This is a genomic window from Pseudomonas fluorescens, from assembly GCF_001623525.1.
In the GTDB taxonomy this organism is placed as follows: Bacteria; Pseudomonadota; Gammaproteobacteria; order Pseudomonadales; family Pseudomonadaceae; genus Aquipseudomonas; species Aquipseudomonas fluorescens_Q.
Genome location: NZ_CP015225.1, coordinates 5,835,142 through 5,860,312 on the forward strand (window position 1 = coordinate 5,835,142; position 25,171 = coordinate 5,860,312).

The 25,171-nt window shown below is 60.1% G+C and carries 24 protein-coding genes; 12 read left to right on the forward strand and 12 right to left on the reverse strand.

All coding sequences use genetic code 11. From position 1 onward, the window contains the following. Positions 1-22 precede the first annotated feature (22 nt). The 5 genes from TK06_RS25235 to TK06_RS25255 all read right to left on the reverse strand — a co-directional run bounded on the left by TK06_RS25235 (position 23) and on the right by TK06_RS25255 (position 5,245). A complete protein-coding gene (locus tag TK06_RS25235) occupies positions 23-970 on the reverse strand; it encodes an IS110 family transposase (RefSeq protein ID WP_063320545.1) in 948 nt (315 codons plus the stop codon). Positions 971-1,289: 319 nt separating this feature from the next. After that, complete coding sequence (locus TK06_RS25240; protein ID WP_409077388.1) at positions 1,290-2,141, reverse strand: shikimate dehydrogenase; 852 nt, start codon at positions 2,139-2,141, stop codon at positions 1,290-1,292. A gap of 2 nt (positions 2,142-2,143) precedes the next feature. Continuing rightward, positions 2,144-2,587, reverse strand: a complete 444-nt coding sequence (gene aroQ / locus TK06_RS25245) for a type II 3-dehydroquinate dehydratase (RefSeq protein WP_063324272.1) — start codon at positions 2,585-2,587, stop codon at positions 2,144-2,146. A 286-nt stretch (positions 2,588-2,873) separates the two neighbouring features. After that, positions 2,874-3,953, reverse strand: coding sequence for a tRNA (uridine(54)-C5)-methyltransferase TrmA (gene trmA / locus TK06_RS25250; protein ID WP_063324273.1), 1,080 nt, complete (start codon positions 3,951-3,953; stop codon positions 2,874-2,876). Beyond that, on the reverse strand, positions 3,950-5,245 hold the full coding sequence (locus TK06_RS25255; RefSeq protein WP_063324274.1) for an NCS2 family permease: 1,296 nt from the start codon (positions 5,243-5,245) through the stop codon (positions 3,950-3,952). Before TK06_RS25255 ends, trmA begins: the two co-directional genes overlap by 4 nt. Positions 5,246-5,449: 204 nt before the next feature. On the opposite strand from TK06_RS25255, the gene TK06_RS25260 reads away from it, so the two are divergent. Together TK06_RS25260 and TK06_RS25265 are read left to right on the forward strand one after the other, a co-directional pair. Beyond that, positions 5,450-5,905: a DUF4879 domain-containing protein gene (locus TK06_RS25260; RefSeq protein WP_063324275.1), complete on the forward strand. Its 456-nt coding sequence runs from the start codon at positions 5,450-5,452 to the stop codon at positions 5,903-5,905. A gap of 78 nt (positions 5,906-5,983) precedes the next feature. Then, on the forward strand, positions 5,984-6,550 hold the full coding sequence (locus TK06_RS25265) for a DJ-1 family glyoxalase III (protein ID WP_063324276.1): 567 nt from the start codon (positions 5,984-5,986) through the stop codon (positions 6,548-6,550). 60 nt (positions 6,551-6,610) lie between these two features. Here the strand turns inward: TK06_RS25265 and TK06_RS25270 are convergent, their stop codons facing one another. Beyond that, the gene (locus TK06_RS25270) at positions 6,611-7,849 is read right to left on the reverse strand and encodes an MFS transporter (protein ID WP_063324277.1); all 1,239 of its coding nucleotides are present in this window, start codon (positions 7,847-7,849) and stop codon (positions 6,611-6,613) included. A 505-nt stretch (positions 7,850-8,354) separates the two neighbouring features. On the opposite strand from TK06_RS25270, the gene TK06_RS25275 reads away from it, so the two are divergent. From TK06_RS25275 to TK06_RS31275, 3 genes are read left to right on the forward strand one after another with little or no spacing between them, the layout of a single operon-like run. Beyond that, positions 8,355-9,791 (forward strand): cytochrome ubiquinol oxidase subunit I, encoded by a 1,437-nt coding sequence (locus tag TK06_RS25275; RefSeq protein WP_063324278.1) that lies wholly within the window; start codon positions 8,355-8,357, stop codon positions 9,789-9,791. Positions 9,792-9,794: 3 nt separating this feature from the next. Further along, positions 9,795-10,802: a cytochrome d ubiquinol oxidase subunit II gene (cydB, locus tag TK06_RS25280; RefSeq protein WP_063324279.1), complete on the forward strand. Its 1,008-nt coding sequence runs from the start codon at positions 9,795-9,797 to the stop codon at positions 10,800-10,802. Between the two features lie 11 nt (positions 10,803-10,813). Then, positions 10,814-10,978, forward strand: coding sequence for a DUF2474 domain-containing protein (locus tag TK06_RS31275; protein WP_086936717.1), 165 nt, complete (start codon positions 10,814-10,816; stop codon positions 10,976-10,978). Between the two features lie 43 nt (positions 10,979-11,021). On the opposite strand, the gene TK06_RS25285 is transcribed toward TK06_RS31275, so the two are convergent. Then, the gene (locus TK06_RS25285; RefSeq protein WP_063324280.1) at positions 11,022-12,161 is read right to left on the reverse strand and encodes a methyltransferase; all 1,140 of its coding nucleotides are present in this window, start codon (positions 12,159-12,161) and stop codon (positions 11,022-11,024) included. 182 nt (positions 12,162-12,343) lie between these two features. Beyond that, positions 12,344-13,057: an autoinducer binding domain-containing protein gene (locus TK06_RS25290; RefSeq protein WP_063324281.1), complete on the reverse strand. Its 714-nt coding sequence runs from the start codon at positions 13,055-13,057 to the stop codon at positions 12,344-12,346. Positions 13,058-13,350: 293 nt separating this feature from the next. On the opposite strand from TK06_RS25290, the gene TK06_RS25295 reads away from it, so the two are divergent. Further along, complete coding sequence (locus TK06_RS25295; protein ID WP_063324282.1) at positions 13,351-14,127, forward strand: ferredoxin--NADP reductase; 777 nt, start codon at positions 13,351-13,353, stop codon at positions 14,125-14,127. A gap of 20 nt (positions 14,128-14,147) precedes the next feature. On the opposite strand, the gene mscL is transcribed toward TK06_RS25295, so the two are convergent. Beyond that, complete coding sequence (gene mscL, locus TK06_RS25300) at positions 14,148-14,561, reverse strand: large-conductance mechanosensitive channel protein MscL (protein WP_003205779.1); 414 nt, start codon at positions 14,559-14,561, stop codon at positions 14,148-14,150. Between the two features lie 282 nt (positions 14,562-14,843). On the opposite strand from mscL, the gene katB reads away from it, so the two are divergent. The 3 genes from katB (at position 14,844) to radA (ending at position 18,463) form a co-directional block, all read left to right on the forward strand. After that, positions 14,844-16,385: a catalase KatB gene (gene katB / locus TK06_RS25305; RefSeq protein WP_063324283.1), complete on the forward strand. Its 1,542-nt coding sequence runs from the start codon at positions 14,844-14,846 to the stop codon at positions 16,383-16,385. A 118-nt stretch (positions 16,386-16,503) separates the two neighbouring features. Then, entirely contained in the window at positions 16,504-17,052 is a 549-nt protein-coding gene (locus tag TK06_RS25310) for an ankyrin repeat domain-containing protein (protein ID WP_063325218.1), read from the forward strand. Between the two features lie 43 nt (positions 17,053-17,095). Beyond that, positions 17,096-18,463 (forward strand): DNA repair protein RadA, encoded by a 1,368-nt coding sequence (radA, locus tag TK06_RS25315; protein WP_003185644.1) that lies wholly within the window; start codon positions 17,096-17,098, stop codon positions 18,461-18,463. A gap of 192 nt (positions 18,464-18,655) precedes the next feature. Here the strand turns inward: radA and TK06_RS25320 are convergent, their stop codons facing one another. Beyond that, on the reverse strand, positions 18,656-19,012 hold the full coding sequence (locus tag TK06_RS25320) for a PilZ domain-containing protein (protein WP_063324284.1): 357 nt from the start codon (positions 19,010-19,012) through the stop codon (positions 18,656-18,658). Positions 19,013-19,169: 157 nt separating this feature from the next. Here TK06_RS25320 and TK06_RS25325 point away from each other — a divergent pair, with 157 nt between their 5' ends. The 3 genes from TK06_RS25325 (at position 19,170) to yjiA (ending at position 22,906) form a co-directional block, all read left to right on the forward strand. Further along, a complete protein-coding gene (locus TK06_RS25325; protein WP_063324285.1) occupies positions 19,170-21,236 on the forward strand; it encodes a carbon starvation CstA family protein in 2,067 nt (688 codons plus the stop codon). A gap of 15 nt (positions 21,237-21,251) precedes the next feature. Continuing rightward, a complete protein-coding gene (locus tag TK06_RS25330) occupies positions 21,252-21,449 on the forward strand; it encodes a YbdD/YjiX family protein (RefSeq protein ID WP_003201656.1) in 198 nt (65 codons plus the stop codon). A 488-nt stretch (positions 21,450-21,937) separates the two neighbouring features. Further along, positions 21,938-22,906, forward strand: coding sequence for a GTPase (yjiA, locus tag TK06_RS25335; RefSeq protein WP_063324286.1), 969 nt, complete (start codon positions 21,938-21,940; stop codon positions 22,904-22,906). A gap of 140 nt (positions 22,907-23,046) precedes the next feature. Here yjiA and TK06_RS25340 read toward each other — a convergent pair whose 3' ends face one another. Beyond that, positions 23,047-23,577 carry a hypothetical protein gene (locus tag TK06_RS25340; RefSeq protein ID WP_063324287.1) on the reverse strand — a complete coding sequence of 177 codons (531 nt, stop codon included), beginning with the start codon at positions 23,575-23,577 and terminating at the stop codon, positions 23,047-23,049. A 229-nt stretch (positions 23,578-23,806) separates the two neighbouring features. Next, positions 23,807-25,060, reverse strand: a complete 1,254-nt coding sequence (gene glyA / locus TK06_RS25345) for a serine hydroxymethyltransferase (RefSeq protein WP_063324288.1) — start codon at positions 25,058-25,060, stop codon at positions 23,807-23,809. Between the last annotated feature and the right edge of the window lie 111 nt (positions 25,061-25,171).

Sequence of the window (25,171 nt, forward strand, 5' to 3'; positions counted from 1 at the left end):
TTCTATGGTGCAGGACTACCCCCTAAATGCCTTTCGGTAAGTATTCGCTCTGGTTCTTCAGCAGGGCGAATACCACTCGGGCAAGCTTGCGGGCCAGTGCCACTAATGCTTCGGTTGTGCTGAGTCCCCGGGCCCTTAGTGCCTCATAAAAACCCTTCCATGCCGCTGTGCGCCTTGCCGACATCGCGGCGTTATGCATCAATCGACGGGCCTCTGGGTCACCTCGCTTAGACAGGCAGCGGCGTCCCTTCTTTTTCCCTGAGTCCGATATACGCAGGTCTAGGCCCAGAAAAGCGATGAAGGCATCGGCATTTCTGAAATCCCCACGCTGAAACGACGTGAGCAAACGGGCACCGTTCAACAGGCCAATGCCTTCGACTTTCATGCAACGCTTGAGCTGAGCGCCCAAGCCAGCGGCTTCCAACTGCGTCTGGATTGTTTTCTCGAGCAAGATCTCCAGTCGTTGCATGGCTTTTATCTGGTTCTCAAAGGCCCTTTTGAGCAACGGTTCGTTGGACCAACTTTGCTTGAGGCTGACACGCGCCTGGACCAAGGCTGCCCGACGTCGGAAGAGGCTTATAAGCCGGCAATACAAGGGCGATGGCGGGGTCCACGGGTGCAACTGGTGGCCTTCGTTGTTCAAGTAGCGAGCCAACAACCGAGCATCCAGCGCATCGGTTTTAGCGCGAACTTTCACACCTTTGCGGTAATGGCTGAGCTCGTAGCCGCCGATCATGTAGATCACACAGCCTTTCGCATAAGCCAGGTCGGCGAATTCCTGATGATAGATATTGGTGGCTTCGATGGCGACATCCACTGGCGCGGACAACTCCTTGAGCCACTTTTTGATCGCTGCCTTGGTGTTGGGGATCGCTTCCAGTCGATCTGTTTCTGCGTGATAAATCACCAACTCATCTTTGGCGACATCAACACCCACGATCGGCTTTGCGACAGAAACCGGCATTGCCATTGAAAATCCTCCGGGCTAAGGTTTGAACACTTGAAGGGTTCACCCAGAGGCGCAGGCTTGTTCCTATCGTCGGTCTAGGCCAGATGCATTCTTTATCGGCGCTTGGGTGAAAGGAGGAGGGGTGAAATCTCCCACGGTCTGTACTGCGGCTAACAGTCAGAATCGAGCTTTGTCCCTCCTCCTCCCTTCAAGTCCTACCATACAAGCGAGCTTGCTCGCGATAGCGGTCGATCAGCCAACACCGATTGCGACTGACACACCGTCATCGCGAGCAAGCTCGCTCCCACAGGTAATTCCTGCAAGGGATTATCACCAGGCTTTAGTGATTCATCGCCTGGAAGTGTTCCAGCATCCGCTGTGCATCTGGCGCGACGCCGCTGAACAGCTCGAAGGCCTTCACCGCCTGGAACACTGCCATGTTGCCGCCATCCAGTGTGCGGCAGCCAAGGGCGCGGGCGTTGCGCAGCAGTTCGGTTTCCAAGGGAAAGTAAACGATTTCCGCCACCCACAATTGGCCGTGCAACAGCTCGACCGGCACCGGCATGCCCGGTAGTTTCGCCATGCCCATGGGCGTGGTGTTCACCAGGCCATCGGCCTCGGCCATGGCGGCGGACAGGTCATGCCCGGCCCGGGCACGACCAACGCCGAAGTGTTGGTTCAGGTTGTTGGCCAAGGCCTCGGCACGACTGACCTCGACGTCAAAAATGCTCAGCGTCTGTACGCCTTCTGCCAAAAGCGCGTGGGCAACCGCCGCGCCAGCGCCTCCGGCGCCCATCTGTACCACGCGCCGACGCGCAACATCACCCAGGCCGCGGCGAAAGCCCTCGGCGAACCCCAGGCAGTCGGTGTTGTGACCGATGCGCTTGCCATCCTTGAGCACCACGGTATTCACCGCGCCAATGCCCCGGGCCTCGGGCGACAGCTCATCGAGCAGCGGGATGATCGCCTGCTTGCAGGGAAAGGTGATGTTCAGGCCGGTAAAGCTCATGCGCTCGGCGGCCTTGAGCAAATCGGGCAGGGCGCCGCTGTCGAGTTTCAGCGCATCGAGGTCGATCAGCCGATAGAGGTAACGCATGCCTTGGGCATCACCCTCATGCTCATGGAGTGCCGGCGTGCGAGAGGCCTGGATGCCCGCGCCGATCAGGCCGGCCAGCACAGTGATATTCGACATGCTCATAAACCCTTCAACCGCTGACTGAAATGTTCAAGGGCCAGGCGATAACCATGGCTGCCAAACCCGCACATCACGCCAATGGCGACGGATGAGACGAAGGAGTGATGACGGAAGGTTTCACGGGCGTGGACGTTGGACAGGTGGACTTCGATGACCGGTACTTCGCTGGCCACCAGGGCATCGCGGATCGCCACGGAGGTGTGGGTCCAGGCCGCCGGGTTGATGACGATACCGGCACACCGGCCACGGGCGCCGTGAATCCAGTCCAGCAGCTCGCCTTCCTGGTTGGTCTGGCGAAATTCCACCGCCAGGCCGAACTCTTCAGCGGCGCGGCCGCACAGTGCCGAGATGTCAGCCAGGGTTTCATGGCCATAAGTCGCCGGCTCGCGGGTGCCGAGCAGGTTCAGGTTCGGGCCGTTGAGCACCAGAACGATCGGAGGCATCGCAATTTCTCCACATTTTTATTGTTGGTGTCGGCCAGGTTTCAGCCGTTGGAGATAAATTGTACTAGATGGTTAATTTGGTCAAATAAAGCCGACGTCATTGGCCATTAAGTGTTCGATGATCGAACAGGAGGCTCAGACTCGGTAGTTTGGAGACAGCAACTGTGGCGAGGGAGCTTGCTCCCGCTCGGTTGCGCAGCAACCGCAAAAAGCTTGGGGCTGCTGCGCAGCCCAGCGGGAGCAAGCTCCCTCGCCACAGGGTAATCCTTCACCCCAAAAGGAGGGCTTACCGCCGAGTCAGCAACACCCCGGACTCCATATGATGGGTCCAAGGGAATTGATCGAACAACGCGCAACGCGTAATGCGGTGGGTGTCGTGCAGTTGCGCGATGTTGGCCGCGAGGGTTTCGGGATTGCAGGAAATGTACAGGATGTTGTCAAAACGGCGGGTCAGCTCGCAGGTGTCCGGGTCCATGCCGGCGCGAGGCGGGTCGACGAAGACGCTGCCGAATTCGTAGCTTTTGAGGTCGATGCCATGCAAACGACGGAACGGCCGGACTTCGTTCAGGGCTTCGGTCAGCTCTTCGGCGGACAGGCGCACCAGCGTGACGTTATCCACCGCGTTTTCGCTGAGGTTGCTCAGCGCGGCGTTCACCGAGGTCTTGCTGATCTCGGTGGCCAGCACTTTGCGCACACGGGTGGCCAAGGGCAGGGTGAAGTTGCCGTTGCCGCAATACAACTCCAGCAGATCGTCGCTGCGATCGCCCAGCGCGTCATAAGCCCAGTTGAGCATCTTCTGGTTCACCGTGCCATTGGGCTGGGTGAAGGCGCCTTCGGGCTGGCGATAGCTGAAGGTACGACCGCCCACTTCGAGTTTCTCCACCACGTAGTCATGGCCGATCACTTCGCGCTTGCCCTTGGAGCGGCCAATGATGCTCACGCCCAGGTCGCTCGCCAGCTTCGAGGCGGCGGTGTGCCAATGCTCGTCCAGCGGGCGGTGATAACACAGGGTGATCATCGCATCGCCGGCCAGGGTGGTCAGGAACTCCACCTGGAACAGCTTGTGGCTCAGGGGCGCGCTGGCTTGCCAGGCGGCCTTGAGTTGCGGCATCAATTGGTTGATGCGCAGGCTGGCGATGGGGAATTGCTCGATGAGGATCGGCGTGCGCTTGTCGTCCTGGGAGAACATTGCGTAATGCCGTTCGCCGGCCTCGCGCCACAGGCGGAATTCGGCGCGCAGGCGGAAGTGCTCCAGCGGCGAATCGAACACCGCAGGTTCTGGTGCATCGAACGGTGCCAACAGGTCACGCAAGCGGGTGACCTTGTCCTGGAGCTGAGCGGTGTAGGCGTGGGAATCAAAAGTCATGCGTTGAACCAACCCAACTTGATCACGAACAGGATCGACAGGATGACCAGCGCCGGGTTCAACTCACGGCCACGGCCGGACACCAGTTTGATGGCGGTCCAAGCGATGAAACCGAAGGCGATGCCGTTGGCGATGGAATAGGTGAACGGCATCGCCAGGGCGGTGATCACCACGGGGGCGGCCACGGTGATGTCGTCCCAATCGATTTCCGCCAGGCCCGAAGTCATCAGCACGGCGACGAACAGCAAGGCCGGCGCGGTGGCGAAGGCCGGGACGCTGGCGGCCAGAGGCGAGAAGAACAGCGCCAGCAGGAACAGGATCGCCACGATGACGGCGGTCAGGCCAGTGCGCCCACCCGCGCTGACACCCGCTGCCGATTCGATGTAGCTGGTGGTGGTGGACGTGCCCAGCAGCGAACCGGCCATGGCGGCGGTGCTGTCGGCGATCAACGCACGGCCCATCTTCGGCATGTGCCCGTCCTTGCCCATCAGCCCGGCGCGCTTGGCGACGCCGATCAACGTGCCGGAGTTGTCGAACAGGTCGACGAACAGGAAGGCGAAGATCACGCTTACCAAGCCGATGTCCAGGGCGCCCTTGATGTCCAATTGCAGGAAGGTCGGGGCCAGGGACGGTGGCATGGAAATCACGCCGCCGAACGGCGTGAATCCCATCAGGATCGACACGATGGTGACCGCCAGGATGCCGATCAGCACCGCGCCGCGCACTTTCAGTGCTTCGAGGCCGACGATCAGGACGAAGCCGAGGGTCGCGAGGATCGGCGCCGGTTGTTTCAAGTCGCCGAGGCCGACCATGGTCGCCGGGTTTTTCACCACGATGCCGGCGTTGTTCAGGGCGATCAGCGCCAGGAACAGGCCGATACCGGCGGCTATGGCCGAACGCAGGGGCAGCGGGATGCTGTTGATGATCCACTCGCGGATGCGAAAGATCGAGAGCAGGAAGAACAGCACGGCGGAAATGAACACCGCGCCCAGCGCCACTTGCCAGGTATGGCCCATGTGCAGGACCACGGTGTAGGTGAAGAAGGCATTCAGGCCCATGCCCGGTGCGAGGGCGATCGGGTAGTTGGCGATCAGGCCCATGACCGTGGAGCCAATGGCCGCTGCCAGGCAGGTGGCGACGAACACCGCGCCCTTGTCCATGCCGGTTTCACCGAGGATGCTCGGGTTGACGAACAGAATGTAGGCCATGGCCAGGAAGGTCGTGACGCCCGCCAGGATCTCGGTCCGCACGTTGGTGTTGTGTGCCTTGAGTTGAAACAGCCTTTCCAGCATGTCTGCTCCCCGTGGCGCGCCCGGCGCCGTGAATGTATCGACCTCAACAGCAAAGCACAGGTCGCCAGCGGCGCCCGGGAATTTTCTGCGGGTCGGAAAAAGCCGCGCATCATACCAGCAGCGTAGCGTTGTGGCTGCGATCGTCGTCGATGTTTTGCCAACGCGCCAAGTGGGCCATACTGCGCGCGGTTCCGGGAGGTCTCTATGTATTGCATGAATAAAAAGCTGCTGGCGGCGGTGGGTTGCATGCTGGGTGGGTGGTTGTCCGGACAGGCCGCCAATGCCGCGTCGGCGCCGCCCTTGAGCGAGGTCAAGGTGCTCAAGGTCGAGTCGCCGGCCTGTGGCTTCGAGGATATCGCGCCAGGGCAGGCACAGACCCGTTGCGATCACAATGGGCCGAGTATCAAGGTCTACGTGCTGGAGGTCGGCTACGGTCGGCAGCCCAATGTCACGCTGGACGGTTTCGAGGTCGATGGCACCCGCTCGCCGGTGTGTGCGTACAGCAATGGCAATCTCAACGATTGTTCGGCCCAGACCAGAATCGTCGGCTATTTGTACATCTTCGATCTGAAGGGCAAGCAGGAAGGCACCTTCAACTTCAGCAACATTTCGATCAATGCACCGGGCAATCGGATGTCGGCCCAGCTGTACATTAAATGACCTGTCGGCATGACAAGCTGAACGCGGCCCGGCAAACCTGACTAGGCTTCAGGAACCACCCCATCGGAGAGCGCGCCCATGATGCCTGGAACCAAGCTGCCTCGAGCCCTGATTACGGTCGCCGAAGGTGTCGATGACCTGCAGACAGTCACCCTGATCGACGTGCTGCGTCGAGCGCAGATCGAAGTGGTGGTGGCAAGCATCGAAGGGCGGCGGATGCTCACCTGTGCCCGCGGCACGCGCCTGACCGCCGATGGCATGTTGGTGGACATGCTTGTGCAGGATTTCGACCTGATCGTTCTGCCCGGCGGCATCATCGGTGCCCAACACCTGGCAAACCATCAGCCGCTGCAACAGCTGGTCAAGGACCAGGCCGCCACCGGACGGTTTTTCGCCGCCATCGCCGAAGCCCCGGCCCTGGCGCTACAGGCCTTTGGCGTCCTGCGCCAGCGGCGCATGACCTGCCTGCCGGCGGTGAGCCAGCAACTGTCTGGTTGCAGCTTTGTCGATCAACCCGTGGTGGTGGATGGCAACTGCATCACGGCCCAGGGTTCGGCCGCCGCCCTGGCATTTGCCTTGACGTTGGTGGAACAACTCTGTGGCAAGGGTGTGAGGAACGTAGTCGCGGCGGAGTTATTGGCCTGACACTCTTCAGCCATACCGGCCTGTGGTGAGGGCGGTCCCCATCACCCTCGACGAGCGGCGCTAGGCTTTCACTTCTTCCACCGGTTCGTGCATCCGGTCACGGTTGGCCAGGGTCGGGAACAGCTTGATCCAGGTCCCGGTCACCAGCAGCGTACCGACGCCGCCCATGACCACCGCCGGCACCGTGCCGAACCAGTGGGCGGTGAGGCCGGATTCGAACTCGCCCAACTGGTTCGAGGCGCCGATGAACAGCCCGTTCACCGCGCTGACCCGGCCGCGCATTTCATCCGGTGTTTCCAGTTGTACGAAGGAGGCGCGGATCACCATGCTGATCATGTCCGCCGCGCCCAGCACCACCAGCACCGCCAGGGAAAACCAGAACGAGGTGGAGAGGCCGAAAGCAATGGTGGCGACGCCAAACACGCCTACCGCCGTGAACATCACCCGGCCGACTTTGCGCTCCACGGCAAACCGCGCCAGCCACAGCGACATCAGCAAGGCCCCGACCGCCGGTGCCGAGCGCAACAGACCCAGGCCCCAGGGGCCGGTGAGCAGGATGTCCTTGGCAAACACCGGCAGCAACGCCGTCGCGCCGCCGAGCAACACCGCGAACAGGTCCAGGGAGATCGCCCCGAGAATGTCCGGGCGACTGCGGATGAAGCGAATCCCGGCCAACAACGAATCCAGCGTTGCCTTGCCTTTGTTCAGTGGCGTCTGCCGGGCCGGCAGGTTGAGCATCAGGCAACAGGCGATGATGTAGAGCAGCACCGTCGGCCCATAGACCCAGACACTGCCAAAGGCATAGAGCAAGCCGCCGAGCGCCGGGGCGACGATGGTGGCCGACTGCTGGGCCGATTGCGCGGCGGCCACGGCACGGGGAAACAGCGCAGCCGGCACGATGCTCGGCAGCAGCGCCTGGGTGGTGGGCATTTCGAAGGAGCGGGCGGCGCCCAGCAGGAAGGCGAGGATGAAGATCATCTCCCGCGTGACGTTGTCAGTGGCGCTGCCGATCACCAGCGCCAAGGCAATCATCGCCTGCAATGTCTGGCAGATGGCCGCCACCTTGCGGCGGTCATAACGGTCGGCCACATGCCCGGTGTGGAGCATGAACAGCACGCGCGGGGCAAATTCCACCAACCCCACCAGGCCAAGGTCCAGGACGTTGCCGGTCAGTTGATAGAGGTTCCAGCCGATGGCCACGGTGAGCATCTGGAAGCCGCTGGCGGTGAATATCCGGGCCAGCCAGAAGGCGATGAAGGGACGATGGTGACGGAGCAGCAGCGGCGCTTGGCTGGGCATCTATGACGGGTCCGGTGAGGAAGGCCATGAGATTATCACCGAGCTGTAACCGGAAATTACGTCGGGCGGAAAAAATAGTTAGCCAAACATCTACTTTCGCCTGTGGACTGTTCAGGTCAAGGGCATCACGGACACCTGTGGCGAGGGAGCTTGCTCCCGCTGGGTTGCGAAGCAGCCCCAGGATTTTGCGGTCGCTGCGCAACCGAGCGGGAGCAAGCTCCCTCGCCACGGGTCCTGTGTACTCTGGAACGTTATGGATCGATCTGAGACAACCTGCCACGCGACAAACGACCACGCCGTTCATCGACGAGAATGCGGCTACTCTTTGAGCATTGCTTGATCCAGATCAATGCCTTTCGGGGCGTTGGGTTGGCGGCCATCCGGCCAGCGTCCTGCGTTGTGACGGTTTTAAAAAAAGAACGATTTGAAAAGCATCGCACTCCATATCCCTGGAGGCTGGTGCAAGCCCCGCCCGCAGCCGGTTTTACCTGACAGAGGAAGACTTATGTTCGGTTTGGAGGCGCTCGATCTCGCCCGAATCCAGTTCGCGTTCACCATCTCGTTCCACATCCTGTTCCCGGCCATCACCATCGGCCTGGCGAGTTACCTGGCGGTACTCGAAGGCTTGTGGCTCAAGACCCGCGATGACACCTACCGCGACCTGTACCACTTCTGGTCGAAGATATTTGCCGTCAATTTCGGCATGGGGGTGGTGTCCGGGTTGGTCATGGCCTATCAGTTCGGGACCAACTGGAGCCGTTTCTCGGACTTCGCTGGTGCGGTGACCGGGCCGTTGCTGACCTACGAGGTGCTCACGGCGTTTTTCCTCGAGGCGGGTTTCCTGGGCGTGATGCTGTTCGGCTGGAATCGCGTCGGCCGCGGTTTGCATTTCTTTTCCACGGTCATGGTGGCGATCGGCACCCTGATCTCGACCTTCTGGATCCTGTCCTCCAATAGCTGGATGCAAACCCCCCAGGGTTACGAAATCATCGACGGTCGGGTGATCCCGGTGGACTGGCTGGCGGTGGTGTTCAACCCCTCGTTCCCTTATCGATTGCTGCACATGTCCACCGCGGCGTTTGTCGCCACGGCGTTCTTCGTCGGCTCGTCGGCGGCCTGGCATTTGCTGCGCGGTCGCGACACCCCGGCCATCCGCCGGATGCTGTCGATGGCGATGTGGATGGCCTTGCTGGTGGCGCCGATACAAGCGGTCATCGGCGACTTCCATGGCCTGAACACCCTCAAGCACCAACCGGCGAAAATCGCCGCTATCGAGGGCCACTGGGAAAACGTCGGCAATGAACCGACCCCGCTGATCCTGTTCGGCTGGCCCGACATGCAAGCGGAAAAAACCAAGTTCGCCGTGGAAATTCCTTACCTGGGCAGCCTGATCCTGACCCACAGCCTGGACAAGCAGGTGCCGGCCCTCAAGGAATTCCCGCCTGAGGACCGACCGAACTCGACCATCGTGTTCTGGTCGTTCCGGGTCATGGTCGGCCTCGGCTTGCTGATGATTTTCACTGGGCTGTGCAGCCTGTGGCTGCGCCGCAACGATCGGATCTATCAATCCCGGCCGTTTCTCTACATGGTGCTGTGGATGGGGCCGTCCGGTCTGGTTGCGATCCTGGCCGGCTGGTTTACCACGGAGATCGGCCGCCAGCCGTGGGTGGTCTATGGCTTGATGCGCACGGCCGATGCTTCGTCTGGCCACAGCTTCACTCAGATGAGCATCACCCTGGTGCTGTTCGTCGTGGTGTATTTCGCGCTGTTCGGTGCCGGCCTGAGTTACATGATGCGTCTGGTGCGCAAGGGGCCGGAGGCTCACGAAACCGAGCCGAGCGACGGGGGGCCGGGTCAGAAACGTACGCCGGCCCGGCCATTGTCGGCCGCCGATGACGGCGACGACATGGACCATAACCAACGCTCGAACAAGGGGAATTGAATCATGGGTATTGATCTTCCGCTGATCTGGGCCGTGGTCATCATCTTCGGCATCATGATGTACGTGATCATGGACGGCTTCGACCTGGGGATCGGCATTCTCTTCCCCTTCGTCAAGGGCGAGCGCGACCGCGACGTGATGATGAACACCGTGGCACCGGTCTGGGACGGTAACGAAACCTGGTTGGTGCTGGGCGGTGCCGGGCTGTTCGGAGCGTTTCCGCTGGCCTACTCGGTGGTGCTTTCGGCGCTGTACCTGCCGTTGATCCTGATGCTCATCGGCCTGATCTTCCGCGGCGTGGCCTTCGAATTCCGCTTCAAGGCCAAGGCTGAGAAGCGTCACCTCTGGGATAAGGCATTCATTGGTGGCTCGCTGACGGCCACCTTCTTCCAGGGTGTGGCGCTGGGGGCGTTCATCGACGGATTCGAGGTGGTCAATCGCCAGTTCGTCGGCGGCTCCCTGGGCTGGTTCACGCCATTCGCGATGTTCTGTGGCCTGGCGTTGATCGCCGCCTATGCGCTGCTCGGCTGCACCTGGCTGATCATGAAGACCGAGGGCAAATTGCAAGAGCAGATGCATGACCTGGCCCGGCCGCTGGCGTTCGTGGTGCTGGCGGTGATCGGCATCGTCAGCATCTGGACGCCGCTGGCCCACGCGGACATCGCGGCCCGCTGGTTCACATTGCCGAACCTGTTCTGGTTCCTGCCGGTGCCGATCCTGGTGCTGGTGACCCTGTACGGACTGTTCCGCGCCGTGGCGCGCAATGCCAACTACACGCCCTTCATCCTGACCCTGGTGCTGATCTTCCTCGGCTACAGCGGCTTGGGCATCAGCCTGTGGCCGAACATCGTGCCGCCGTCCATCTCGATCTGGGACGCCTCGTCACCGCCCCAGAGCCAGGGTTTCATGTTGGTAGGCACACTGTTCATCATTCCGTTGATCCTGGTGTACACCTTCTGGAGTTACTACGTGTTCCGCGGCAAGGTGACCCATGACGACGGTTACCATTGAGGGCGTCGAGCATGGGCAAACCTGACTTGAAAGACATCGAGGCCGCCGAGCGCAAGCCACTCTGGCAGCGGCTCGGTTGGCTGGCGCTGATCTGGGCCGGCAGTGTGCTGGCGCTGTTCATCGTCGCCAGCCTGATGCGGATGTTCATGAATGCCGCGGGCCTGACCACTCACTGATTGCCCTGTGGGAACCGAGGTGCTTTGCTTGCGCAGGGACGATTTATTTACGGGCTTTGAGGATCACGAACTTCGGCGTGGCGGCCACTTGCTCGACACCGCGGAACAATCGCGCCAGTTTGCTGTGGTAACCCAGGTGCCGGTTGCCGACGATGTACAGCGCGCCACCCACCACCAGCGCTTCGCGAGCCTGCTGGAACATCCGCCAGGCGAGGAAATCGCCCACCACTTGCTGCTGGTGGAAGGGTGGATTGCACAGCACCACGTCCAGTGATTGCGCCTCTTGTCCGGCCAGGCCATCACCGGCCCGCAGGGTCACTTCACGCTCGCCCAGGGCCGCACGCCAATTCTCGGCGGCCGACTGCACGGCCATGTATGACTCGTCCACCAGGGTGTAATGGGCCTCGGGGTTTTGCAGGGCACTGGCGATGGCCAGCACACCGTTGCCGCACCCCAAGTCCGCGACCCGGGCCGTCCCGAGGTTTTTCGGCAGATGTGGCAGGAACGCGCGGGTGCCGATGTCCAGGCCTTCGCGGCAGAACACATTGGCATGGTTGAGCAGCTCGATCTTCGGCTCGTCCAGCCAGTAACGCGTGGGGTAGGGCGATATGATCGGCGCACTGCCTTGTGAAGCGCCGGGTTGTGGCGTAGCAATCAACAGCCGCGCTTTTTTTACCGCCAGGGAGGCCTGCACCGGGCCGATATACCGCTCCAATAAATCGCCAGCGGCCCGGGGCAGGTGCTTGATCATGGCCCCGGCGATCACCTGGGCACCTGGTGCCAGTTGGCCTTGCAGGCGAATCAGCTGTTCCTCCAGCAGGGCCAGGGTTTTTGGTACTTTGACCAGGACACGATCGAATGGGCCAGTCAGTGGCGCGCTGGCGGGCAACGTCGGCACCGCATCGAAGGGGCGGCCGTTGCGCACCAGGTTTTTCTCCAGTGCCTGCAACGCGAGGAAGGAGTCACCGCTGCTGGTGACATTGGCCTTGCCGGCCAGGCTGGCCGCCAGGGCACCGAAGCCATCATTGAGCACTAGGACCCGAGTCTGCTCGCTTGGCTGTTGTTCGGCCAGGTACGCGAGCAGGTATTCATCGGCCGCATCGAAGGCTTGCAGTGGTTCGTTCTGCTGTTCGGGTTGGCGGATCAGGTCGAGTTGGGCGAAGGGGCTGTCGAGCAGGGGCATGGCTGGGGACTCTGGAAATCAACGAATGTCCCGCTGCCTGGAGGTAGGTGTCTGTGCGGGACCGCCTGAATGAACGGCGTCGCGTGCAAGAAGCGGCATCATTCAAGTGGGACCGTAAATGGTACGTTTTTTTGTTGCACATTACTCGCGGGTTTTTCAGCCGGGTGGTGTCACTCCACTGTTCAGATCACATGGATTTGGGCTGCTTTTGCCACCGCTGAAATTTTATTGCTGACGTTCAGTTTTCGCATGCAACTGCATACATGGAAATTCACGGTTCGTTCGGAAAGACAGAGAATCCTGCCCACTTCCGACGCGGTCTTGCCTTCGGCAGACCACCTCAACACTTCGATCTCCCTGGGTGACAGGTGGCATTTAGGCTGGACTGCCAGGGCGTCAGACAGTTTTTTGCTGGCGAGTGCGTGCAGCTTTTGACTGGCGAAGATGGCGTAGCCGAGATTTGCATAGTGCTCCTCGATATCAATGGGACAATGGGACCGAGCCAGGCTGAACAGGCTGCAACGTGCCCCTTGGTCATCATGAACGGCTTGGGTCCAGCCGTACTTGAGTCCCTGCCGATTAAGTTCTCGCCATAACTTGGGGGCTTGAGCAAAAACAGTCTCATCCCACAAGATGGGGAGCGGTGATTGATTGCAATGTGCTACTAATGGATCGTTCGACGCATAGCCATTTTGTTCATAAAGTCTGTCCCATCCATAAGGGTAGTTATTCAGGTTCACCTTGCTAGTGTGCTTGTCGGGGCTTCCTAGATAGGTTGCAAATGCGCAATATTCAAATCCCTGATTGTTAAAGAAATTCAGGACCAGACGATAGGCCGTCTGCAGGTCCTTCTCGTAGGATAACTTCCTCAATAACAAGTCCTTCCACTTGTCCATCGCTCTCTCCTGGGTTTGATTCGTCCATGCGGATCCAATCCATGATGCGAAATTTGAGTGTAGGACTATTCTTAATTGGTAGTGAGTTTTTTTTAGTTTGCTTACATTTTGAAATGTTTAAGAAGTTAAACTTTTTAGTTGGCTTTTTTTACAGTTTTGTGAGTTTTGTATAAGTTAAGTAAAAGATTTTGATGGTCAGACGCTGTTTGTGGCTAAAGTGCCATTACTCGTCATCGGTGGTGAAGACGCTCGCTTTGCGGGACACTGCAAGTCTTGTCCCATTGGAGTGGCTCATGACCGACAGTGCAGAGAAGTTCACCCGCCAAACCCTGCTCGATGTCCAGCCGTTGACGCCTCATTTGTTTACTTTGCGCACGACCCGGGATCGAGGCTTTCGCTTTCGGGCGGGTCAGTTTGCCCGGCTGGGGGTCGTCAAGGCGGACGGAACCACCGTCTGGCGGGCGTATTCCATGGTGTCTTCGCCGTTCGATGAGTTCCTCGAATTCTTTTCCATCGTGGTTCCCGATGGCGAGTTCACCAGTGAGCTCAGCCGCCTGCAGCCGGGTGACGAACTGTTGGTGGATCGCCAGGCTTTCGGCTACCTGACGCTGGATCGCTTTGTCGATGGTCGGGATTTGTGGCTGCTGTCCACCGGGACGGGGGTGGCGCCGTTTCTTTCTATCCTCCAGGATTTCGAGGCCTGGGAAAAATTCGAGCGGATCATCCTGGTGTACAGCGTGCGCGAGGCGCAGGAGCTGGCGTATCAGGCGCTGATCAAGGAACTGCCCCAGCGCGATTACCTGGCCGAGTACGCTCACAAGTTTCGTTTCATTGCGACCGTGACCCGTGAGCAGCATCCGGGGGCGCTCAATGGGCGGATCACCACGCTGATTGAAAATGGCGAGTTGGAGCGGGCGGCCGGCGCAGCGCTGGCGCCGGAGCATTCGCGAGTGATGCTGTGCGGCAATCCGCAGATGATCGATGACACGCGCAAGTTGCTCAAGGCCAGGGGGCTGCAACTGAGCCTGACCCGTCGGCCGGGCCAGGTGGCGGTGGAAAACTACTGGTAGTCTGTCAGTGACTGACTGCCTCAGGGCCGCTCGTTCTGGGCCTTGAGCAGATCGCGAATCTCACTCAGCAGCAGTTCTTCCTTGGTCGGGACAGGAGGCGCGCTGGGGGCTACGGCTTCTTCGCGCTTGAGGCGGTTGATCGCCTTGACGCCCATGAAAATGGCGAACGCCACGATGATGAAGTCGATGGTGCTCTGGATGAATTTACCGTAGGCCAGTACCACGGCAGGCGCATCACCCTGGGCGGCCTTGAGGGTGATGGCCAGGTCACTGAAATCCACTCCACCAATCAGCAGGCCGATGGGAGGCATGACCACGTCGCCAACGAATGACGAAACGATTTTGCCGAAAGCGGCACCGATGATGATCCCGACGGCCATGTCGACGACATTGCCTTTGACCGCGAAGGCCTTGAACTCGCTTAGCACGCCCATGAGCTATTCCTTGTAACAAATGAAAGATGACTGGCAGTGTAAATCAGCCCAACGAGTCCTGCTCGAAACGCCTGCCTACAAAGCTTCAATTATCGACCTGGTCCTGGGTGAAAAGTTTTCAAAGTGCCATCAATCGCGCGTGATACGCGGTTTCAGCCTGGCACCCCACAACGTTTTTTCTATCGACGCGGTACGGCATTTCTATTTAGGTTTTCCTTTTTCGAGCACTAGCCTCTGGATGGCGCACATGGATGCGCTCTATAACATCAGAGGAACACGCCTATGAACACTTCCCTTGGCCACGGGGCTTATTCCCATCGCCGTGCTTTTTTTGTGCTGACCGCGAGCCTTTTGTCCTTGTCTGTCAACGCGGCCACCCTGACCCGGGACAACGGTGCGGCTGTCGGCGACAACCAGAACTCGCAAACGGCAGGTCCCAACGGCCCGACCTTGCTGCAAGACGTGCAGTTGATCCAGAAGCTCCAGCGCTTTGACCGTGAGCGCATCCCCGAGCGCGTGGTGCATGCCCGCGGGACCGGCGCCCACGGTACCTTCACGGTTTCCGACGATCTCAGCGATCTGACCAAGGCCAAGGTCTTTGCCGCAGGCCAGGTCACGCCAGTGTTCGTGCGTTTTTCTGCCGTGGTGCACGGCAATCATTCGCCGGAAACCCTGCGCGACCCCCGTGGTTTCGCCACGAAGTTCTACACCGCCGACGGTAATTGGGACTTGGTGGGTAACAACTTTCCGACCTTCTTCATCCGCGATGCCATCAAGTTTCCGGACATGGTCCACGCCTTCAAACCCGACCCTCGGACCAACCTGGACGATGATTCACGTCGCTTCGATTTCTTCTCCCATGTTCCAGAATCGACCCGCACCCTGACCGAGTTGTATTCCAACTCCGGGACACCGGCCAGTTACCGCGAGATGGACGGTAACGGTGTACATGCCTACAAACTGGTTAACGCCAAGGGTGAAGTTCACTACGTGAAGTTTCATTGGAAAAGTTTGCAGGGCCTGAAAAATCTCGATCCGAAAGAAGTTGTGAAAGTTCAGGGTCAAGATTACAGCCATATGACAAATGATCTGGTGAATCATATTAATAAGGGCGACTTCCCGAAGTGGGACTTGTATGTCCAGGTGCTCAATCCACAAGACCTTGCCAAGTTCGACTTCGACCCATTGGACGCGACCAAGATCTGGCCGGGTGTGCCTGAGCGCAAAGTCGGGCAAATGGTCTTGAACCGCAATCCGGCGAATGTCTTCCAGGAAACCGAGCAGGTGGCCATGGCGCCAGCGAATCTGGTGCCAGGCATCGAGCCTTCCGAGGACCGCCTGCTCCAAGGACGGGTGTTTTCCTATGCCGATACGCAGATGTACCGCATAGGCGCCAATGCCCTGCAACTGCCGATCAATGCCCCCAAGGTGGCGGTGAACAACGGTAACCAGGACGGCGCGATGAACCCAGGCAGCACCAGCACCGGTGTGAATTATCAGCCGAGCCGCCTGACGCCGCGTGAAGAACCGCAAGCGGCACGCTACAGCCAGGCCGCGCTGAGCGGTAGCACCCAGCAGGCGAAGATCCAGCGTGAGCAGAACTTCAAGCAGGCCGGTGATTTGTATCGTTCGTTCAGCAAGAAAGAGCGTGATGACCTGATCGACAGCTTCGGCGGCTCTTTGGCGACCACCGATGACGAGAGCAAGCACATCATCCTGTCGTTCCTCTACAAGGCTGACCCTGAGTACGGCACTGGCGTGGCCCGTGTCGCCAAAGGTGACTTGGCCCGGGTCAAGGCTCTGGCGGAAAAACTGACTGATTGATGCACCTGTGGGAGCGAGCTTGCTCGCGATTCAGGCGACTCGGTCTGGCTGTGCACCGCAGCGCCTGCATCGCGAGCAAGCTCGCTCCCACAGTCTTTAGTCATGGGGAGACGTCATGATGCGCAGATTTCTTTTATCGATGTTTGCGACCTGGTCACTGAGCGTACTGGCCGATCAGCCAATACCCACCGAACCGGCCGCCGTACAAGAACAGTTGCAAAACTATTACTTCGACGCCGCTCGCCGCGGCGATGTGCCGATGCTCGAGACTTTTATCGAGGCCGGTTATTCGCTCAATACCCAGGATGAAAAGGGCTACACCGCGCTGATCTTGGCGGCTTATCACGGCCACGGCCCAGCGGTGGAGCGGCTGCTGGCCGCTGGCGCCGATGCCTGTGCCCAGGACAAACGCGGTAACACAGCGCTGATGGGGGCGATTTTCAAGGGTGAAGTGCGGATTGCGCGTCGTTTGCTGTCCACCGATTGCAGCCCGGACCAACGCAACGGTGCCGGGCAGACCGCGGCGATGTACGCTGGTCTGTTCAAGCGTGATGAATTGCTCGATGCCTTGAAGGCCAAGGGGGCGGATCTGCAGGCCCAGGACCCGTTGGGCAATACCCCGGTGGGTCTGGCGAAGGGTGAAATCAGAATGCCGGCCCCGCGCTAGCCACTGCCTGGGCTATCATCGCGGTTTTTCTCCGGGAGTTCAGATGGCCAAGGCAAAGCGCATGTACGGCTGCACCGAGTGCGGCTCGACCTTTCCCAAATGGGCCGGCCAGTGCAGCGAATGCGGGGCCTGGAACACCCTGACCGAAACCATGGTGGAAAGCGGCGGTGCGGCGGCACCCACCGGTCGCACGGGCTGGGCCGGTCAGCAGGCGCAGATCAAGACCCTGGCCGAAGTCAGCGTTGAGGAAATCCCGCGTTTCTCCACCGCGTCCGGTGAACTGGACCGCGTGCTCGGCGGCGGCCTGGTAGACGGTTCGGTGGTGCTGATCGGCGGCGATCCGGGCATCGGCAAGTCCACCATCTTGTTGCAAACCTTGTGCAATCTCGCCACCCGCATGCCGGCGCTGTACGTCACTGGCGAAGAATCCCAGCAGCAGGTCGCCATGCGTGCCCGGCGCCTGGGCTTGCCCCAGGACCAGTTGCGGGTCATGACCGAGACCTGCATCGAGACCATCATCGCCACGGCGCGCCTGGAAAAACCCAAGGTGATGGTGATCGACTCGATCCAGACCATTTTCACCGAACAGCTGCAATCGGCCCCGGGCGGCGTGTCCCAGGTGCGCGAAAGCGCGGCGTTGCTGGTGCGCTACGCCAAGCAGAGCGGCACGGCGATTTTCCTGGTAGGCCACGTCACCAAGGAAGGCGCGCTGGCGGGGCCGCGTGTGCTGGAGCACATGGTCGATACCGTGTTGTATTTCGAAGGCGAATCCGACGGACGCCTGCGTTTGCTGCGAGCAGTGAAGAACCGCTTTGGCGCTGTCAACGAACTGGGTGTGTTCGGCATGACCGACAGGGGCCTTAAAGAAGTCTCAAACCCTTCGGCGATCTTTCTGACGCGTGCCCAGGAAGAAGTCCCTGGTAGCGTGGTCATGGCAACGTGGGAAGGCACCCGGCCGATGCTGGTCGAAGTGCAAGCGCTGGTGGACGACAGCCACCTGGCGAACCCGCGCCGGGTCACCTTGGGCCTGGACCAGAATCGGCTCGCGATGCTGTTGGCCGTCCTGCATCGACACGGTGGGATTCCGACTCACGACCAGGACGTTTTTCTCAACGTGGTCGGTGGGGTCAAGGTATTGGAAACCGCCTCCGACCTGGCGCTGATGGCGGCGGTCATGTCCAGCCTGCGCAACCGGCCGCTGCCCCATGATCTGCTGGTGTTTGGCGAAGTGGGGTTGTCGGGGGAAGTGCGACCGGTGCCCAGCGGGCAGGAGCGGCTCAAGGAAGCGGCCAAGCACGGCTTCAAGCGCGCCATCGTGCCCAAGGGCAACGCGCCGAAGGAAGCACCGCCGGGGTTGCAGATCATTGCCGTGACGCGCCTGGAACAGGCGTTGGATGCGTTGTTCGAATAACCCTAAAGGCTGTACAAAATCCTTTGTGGAGAATGGGCTTATCTGTGGCGAGGGGATTTATCCCCGCTGGGCTGCGCAGCAGCCCTAAAACCTAACAACTCGGTGTGTCAGGTCGATTGCCGTCGCTTGTTTGGGGACTGCTGCGCAGCCCAGCGGGGATAAATCCCCTCGCCACAAGGGATCGGCGTTGATTCAGATATGGATCAACGCCGCCAACTCCCGCTCCAACTCGTCCTGGTCGCCCACGTTCAGCGCTACCAGCCGGCGTAGGTGTGCGATGGAGTCCAGGTCAATGTGCTCGCAGGCGAAGCCCAGGTGACCATGGTCATCATGGGCCAAACGAACTTCCATTTTGATCTCAGCATCAGGGCTCAAATGAATATCGGCCATGAAGGGTCGCTCGATATCGCCAAGCCAGGGTTCGGGTTTCTTGATCAGCAACCCCTTCAGGGACAGATCCAGCAACTCTACCGGCCAGATGAACGGGCCCTGGCTCAGCTCGGTCCTGGCATTGAAGTCAACTCGTACGAAGCGGCGACGTTCGCTCATTACGCATTCCCTCTGGAGATTCACTGACTATAGACCCAACTGACGGGGCATCGTCACCGTTCGGCTGCCGACAGACGAATGTCGGGTATGGCCTTTGCCCGGGTTAGCGCTAAACTCCAATGGCTGTCTTTCTTGTCACCCTGGCTGGAATATAAAAATGAAAAACAATAATAGCCTGCTGCGCCATCTACCCTGGCTACTGCTGGCCGTCGTAGGAGCGTGCGCCCTGGGCGTCGTGGCATTGCGTCGAGGCGAGGCGATCAACGCCTTATGGATCGTCGTCGCAGCCGTGGCCATCTACCTGGTCGCCTACCGCTACTACAGCCTCTTCATCGCCAACAACGTGATGCAACTCGATGCGCGCCGGGCCACCCCCGCCGTGCTCAACAACGATGGCCTGGACTACGTCCCGACCAACAAACACATTCTCTTCGGCCACCACTTCGCGGCCATTGCCGGCGCGGGGCCGCTGGTCGGGCCGGTGCTGGCGGCGCAGATGGGCTACCTGCCCGGCACGCTCTGGCTGATCGCCGGCGTGGTGCTGGCCGGTGCGGTGCAGGACTTCATGGTCCTGTTCCTGTCCACCCGCCGCAACGGGCGCTCCCTGGGCGACATGGTCCGGGAAGAAATGGGCCGTATCCCCGGCACCATCGCGCTGTTCGGCTGCTTCCTGATCATGATCATCATCCTCGCGGTGTTGGCGCTAATCGTGGTCAAGGCCCTGGCCGAGAGCCCGTGGGGCATCTTCACGGTAATGGCGACCATCCCGATCGCGATGTTCATGGGCATCTACATGCGCTACATCCGCCCGGGCCGCATCGGTGAAATCTCGGTGATTGGCGTGCTGTTGCTGCTGGGCTCGATCTGGCTGGGCGGGCAGATCGCTGCCGATCCGGTCTGGGCCAAGGCCTTTACCTTCACCGGAATCCAGATCACCTGGATGCTGATCGGCTACGGTTTTGTCGCGGCGGTGCTGCCGGTGTGGCTGATCCTGGCGCCGCGGGACTACCTGTCGACCTTTCTCAAGATCGGCACCATCGTCGCCTTGGCGATCGGCATCCTGGTCACCATGCCCGAGCTGAAAATGCCGGCGCTGACCCAGTTCACCGACGGCACGGGACCGGTGTGGAAGGGCGGTCTGTTCCCGTTCCTGTTCATCACCATCGCCTGCGGCGCGGTCTCGGGCTTCCATGCGCTGATCTCCTCGGGCACCACGCCCAAGTTGCTGGATAACGAAACCAACGCCCGCTACATCGGTTACGGCGGCATGCTGATGGAGTCCTTCGTGGCGATCATGGCCATGGTCGCGGCTTCGGTGATCGAGCCAGGCGTGTACTTCGCCATGAACAGCCCGGCGGCGATCGTCGGCGGTGACGTGGTGGCCGTGGCGCAAACCGTCAGCAGTTGGGGTTTTGCAATCACCCCCGAGGCCCTGCAAGCGGTGGCCAAGGACATCGGCGAGACCACCGTGCTGGCCCGTGCCGGCGGTGCGCCGACCCTGGCGGTCGGTATCGCGCAGATCCTGCACTCGGTGCTGCCGGGTGAGAACACCATGGCGTTCTGGTACCACTTCGCGATCCTGTTCGAAGCGTTGTTCATCCTCACTGCGGTGGACGCCGGCACCCGTGCCGGGCGCTTCATGCTGCAGGACTTGCTCGGCTCGTTCGTGCCGGCCCTCAAGCGTACCGAATCCTGGACCGCCAACCTGATCGCCACCGCCGGTTGTGTGGCACTGTGGGGTTACCTGCTGTATCAGGGCGTGATCGATCCGCTGGGCGGCATCAACACCTTGTGGCCGCTGTTCGGCATCTCCAACCAGATGCTGGCCGGTATCGCCCTGATGCTCGCCACCGTGGTACTGATCAAGATGAAGCGCCAGCGCTACGTCTGGGTCACGCTGCTGCCGGCGAGCTGGCTGCTGATCTGCACCACCACCGCGGGCCTGATCAAGCTGTTCGACGCCAACCCGGCGATCGGCTTTTTGGCCCTGGCGCGCAAATACAACGATGCCCTGGCCGCTGGCCAGGTCCTGGCCCCGGCCAAGAGCATCGAGCAGATGCAGCACGTGGTGTTCAACGCCTACACCAACGCAACGCTGACGGTGTTATTTCTGTTCGTGGTCTTCAGCATCCTGTTCTACGCCCTCAAGGTCGGCATCGCCGCCTGGGGTACGAAAGAACGCACGGACAAGGAAGCGCCATTCCAGGCCGTGCCGGACGCTTGATAGAGGATTGCAACGATGTTCAATGACTTGAGTCGCCTGGGTAAATACCTCGGTCAGGCCGCCCGCCTGATGGTCGGCATGCCCGACTACGACAACTACGTCGAGCACATGCAAACCAAGCACCCGGACAAACCGTTGATGGACTACGAGGCGTTCTTCCGCGAACGCCAGGAGGCCCGTTACGGTGGCAAGGGTGGGCCCAAGTGCTGTTGAGTTGAGGTCGCCTCAAACCCCATGTGGGAGCGGGCTTGCCCGCGATGGCGGTGGGTCAGTTACGATCATGTTGACTGACACTCCGCCATCGCGAGCAAGCCCGCTCCCACAGTTGTTTTTGGGGCGCTCAGAATTTGTATGCGCCACAGATCCCTTGTGGCGAGGGAGCTTGCTCCCGCTGGCATGCGAAGCAGGCCCCGGCGGTCCTTCAGGCCGGCCGTATCAGCCGGTTCTGCGACTGCTGCGCAGCCGAGCGGGAGCAAGCTCCCTCGCCACAGGGTGGTTGCCTGGCTTGATTGCGCTGTTGGTTACGGCGGCAAGGGTGGGCCCAAGTGCTGTTGAGTTGAGGTAGCCTCAAACCCATGTGGGAGTGGACTTGCTCGCGATGGCGGTGGGTCAGTAGCATCGATGTCAACTGACCCGACGCCTTCGCGTGCAGGCTCGCTCCCACAAAACCGCTTCCCTTTCAGGCATCAAGGAGATTCAGTTTGTCCTCTCCCATCCCGGTCACCATCCTCAGCGGCTTCCTCGGCGCCGGCAAGACCACGCTGTTGCGCCATCTGCTCAAGGCCGAGCACGGCCTGAAAATCGCCGTGATCGAGAACGAATTCAGCGATGCCGGTATCGACACCCAACTGCTGGGCGACGAGCCGGTGCAAGTCATGACCCTGGCCAACGGTTGCGTGTGCTGCACCATCCACACCGACCTGACCAAGGCTCTGTATCTGTTGCTCGAGCGGCTGGACAGCGGCGAGATTGCCTTCGATCGCCTGGTCATCGAGTGCACCGGACTGGCCGACCCAGCGCCGGTGGCCCAGACGTTTTTCATCGATGAGGACCTGCGCGAGCGTTACATCCTCGATGGGATCCTGACCCTGGTGGATGCTGCTCATGCCGATGTCCACCTGACCCAGGCCATCGCCCAGGCCCAGGTTGGATTTGCCGACCGCCTGCTCTTGAGCAAAACCGATCTGGTGGACGCAGCCCAGGTCCAAGCCCTTGGTGAGCGCTTGACGCGCATCAACCGGCGGGCACCTATCAGGGTGGTGGAACACGGCAAGATCGACCTGGCCGAACTGCTCGATATCCGTGGCTTCAATCTCAATGCGGACCTGGGCGCAGGGTTCAGCTTGCGGCCGGTCGGCAAGGCCACCACGGGCGATCGGATCAGCAGCCTCGTGCTGCGCACTGACAAACCACTGGATATCGAAAAGCTCAGCGAGTTCATGAACCAGTTGCTGGAAGAGCACGGCAAGCAATTGCTGCGCTACAAAGGGGTGCTGAACATCGCCGGCGAACCCCGTCGACTGGTATTCCAGGGCGTACTGAAACTGTACGGTTTCGATTGGGACACCGAATGGGCTCCGGATGAACCCCGGGAAAGCGTGATCGTATTCATCGCCGACGAACTGCCCGAAGAGAAAATCCGTGCAGGCTTCGATGCCATCCTGCTTTGATGTTCCGCTGCCTGAGGCTTTCAACTTGCCCAAGGTGAGTTGTTGAAGGAGAAACTGCCCACCGTAGAGCCTTGTGGCGAGGGAATATCCTGCGCCACAAGAGCTATCTGGTTATTTGTCTTTTACGAGATTTACATGCCTTAGTGCAGGCTTAAGATAAAAGTTATCTTTGATTTTTCTTCGGTCTCGGCCAGATAGAGATACGGCGAGCCAGGCACTCTTAATCCCCCGACATATTTATGGGTTGCGGTCATGAGTGAGAGGGGAGTGTGCTGGGTGTTGATGTTTTTCCGAGTGATGATGTTGTGTTGTTGATCGACCAGGATGAAACGCGTCGGGTTGGCAGTGTTTGGATGTACTGCACCAAGTACTTCAAGCCAACTCTTGCTAATCAGCCTGTTGTAGTATTCCCCGGGGTTTTTCAGGGTCAGGATGTAGCCATTGGGCGTAGGCCGGAAATGCAGCATCAATTGGGTAGAGGCCGTGCCCTGGGCTTCGGCGCGCATGCCGAGCAAATGCGAGTGATCATGGGTTTGCGGTTTGCCGGTAAAGAATCCGCCGCTGAATGAACTGACGGTCGCCATCGCAGGTTTACCATGCAGCGTTTCAAGTAGATTGACGTGGGCATCAAACATGCGAAGTGTTGCATGAAAAGATTTTTCACTGTCCATGTGATAATTGAATCCTGTGTTGAGTTAGTAAGTATGAGATGGGGCGGATGGGATCTTATTAGTTTTGTTGGGGGTGGGTGGTATTATCTGTATTGCAGAAAGTTAAGTGCGATAACAACCAGTGAATGGTGTAAGGATGAACGGGTAAGTTGGCGTTAGCTTTTTAACAGCCCATAAAAAAGGCCCGCCTCGAAGAGGCGGGCCTTTTGGCTACGGTCTGACGGGCTGATTAAGCGCCGTACACCGGCAGCTTCTTGCAAATAGCCTTGACCTTCTCACGCACGGCGTCGATGACCGCTTCGTTGTTCAGGTCCGCCAGGATGTCGCAGATCCAGCCAGCCAGTTCCTTGCACTCGGCTTCCTTGAAACCGCGAGTGGTCACGGCCGGGGTACCGAAGCGCAGACCCGAGGTGACGAACGGAGAGCGTGGGTCGTTTGGCACCGAGTTCTTGTTGACGGTGATGAACGCCTTGCCCAGCGCCGCGTCGGCGTCTTTGCCGGAGATCTCTTGCTTGATCAGCGAGAGCAGGAACAGGTGGTTTTCAGTACCGCCGGACACCACGTCGAAGCCGCGCTCGATGAACACGCCGGCCATGGCCTTGGCATTCTTCACCACTTGTTGCTGGTAAGCCTTGAACTCAGGTTGCAGGGCTTCCTTGAAACAGATCGCCTTGGCCGCGATCACGTGCTCCAGCGGGCCACCCTGGGCGCCCGGGAAGACGGCGGAGTTCAGCCTCTTCTCGATGTCGGCATTGGCGCGCGCCAGGATCAGGCCGCCACGTGGACCGCGCAGGGTCTTGTGGGTGGTGGTGGTGACCACGTCGGCGAATGGCACCGGGTTCGGGTAGACGCCAGCGGCGACCAGGCCCGCTACGTGAGCCATGTCGACGAACAGGTAGGCACCGACCTTGTCGGCAATCTCGCGGAAACGCGGGAAGTCGAGGACCTGGGAGTAGGCGGAGAAACCGGCCACGATCATTTTCGGCTTGTGCTCGAGGGCCAAGCGCTCGACTTCGTCGTAGTCGATCAGGCCGTTGCCGTCGATGCCGTACTGGACGGCGTTGTACAGCTTGCCGGAGGAGGAAACGCTGGCACCGTGGGTCAGGTGACCGCCGTGGGCCAGGCTCATGCCCAGGATGGTGTCACCGGCCGACAGCAGTGCCAAGTACACGGCGGAGTTGGCTTGGGAGCCTGCGTGCGGCTGGACGTTGGCGTAATCGGCGCCGAACAGTTGCTTGGCGCGGTCGATGGCCAGTTGCTCGACCACGTCGACGTACTCGCAACCACCGTAGTAACGCTTGCCTGGGTAGCCTTCGGCGTACTTGTTGGTCAGTACCGAGCCTTGAGCTTCCATCACCGCGGGGCTGGTGTAGTTTTCCGAAGCGATCAGCTCAATGTGCTCTTCCTGGCGCTGAGCTTCTTGCTCCATGGCGGCAAAGAGATCGGCGTCGTACTTGGCAATAGTCAAATCACGGCTGAACATGGCGGTCCTCAAGGATCGGGGGCAGAAAAGGGGGGCATTCTACCTCAACCGGTTTTGGAAGGCATATGAAAGGGCGTCATGTCGCGGACAAATGGGTTTCACTCAGAACTC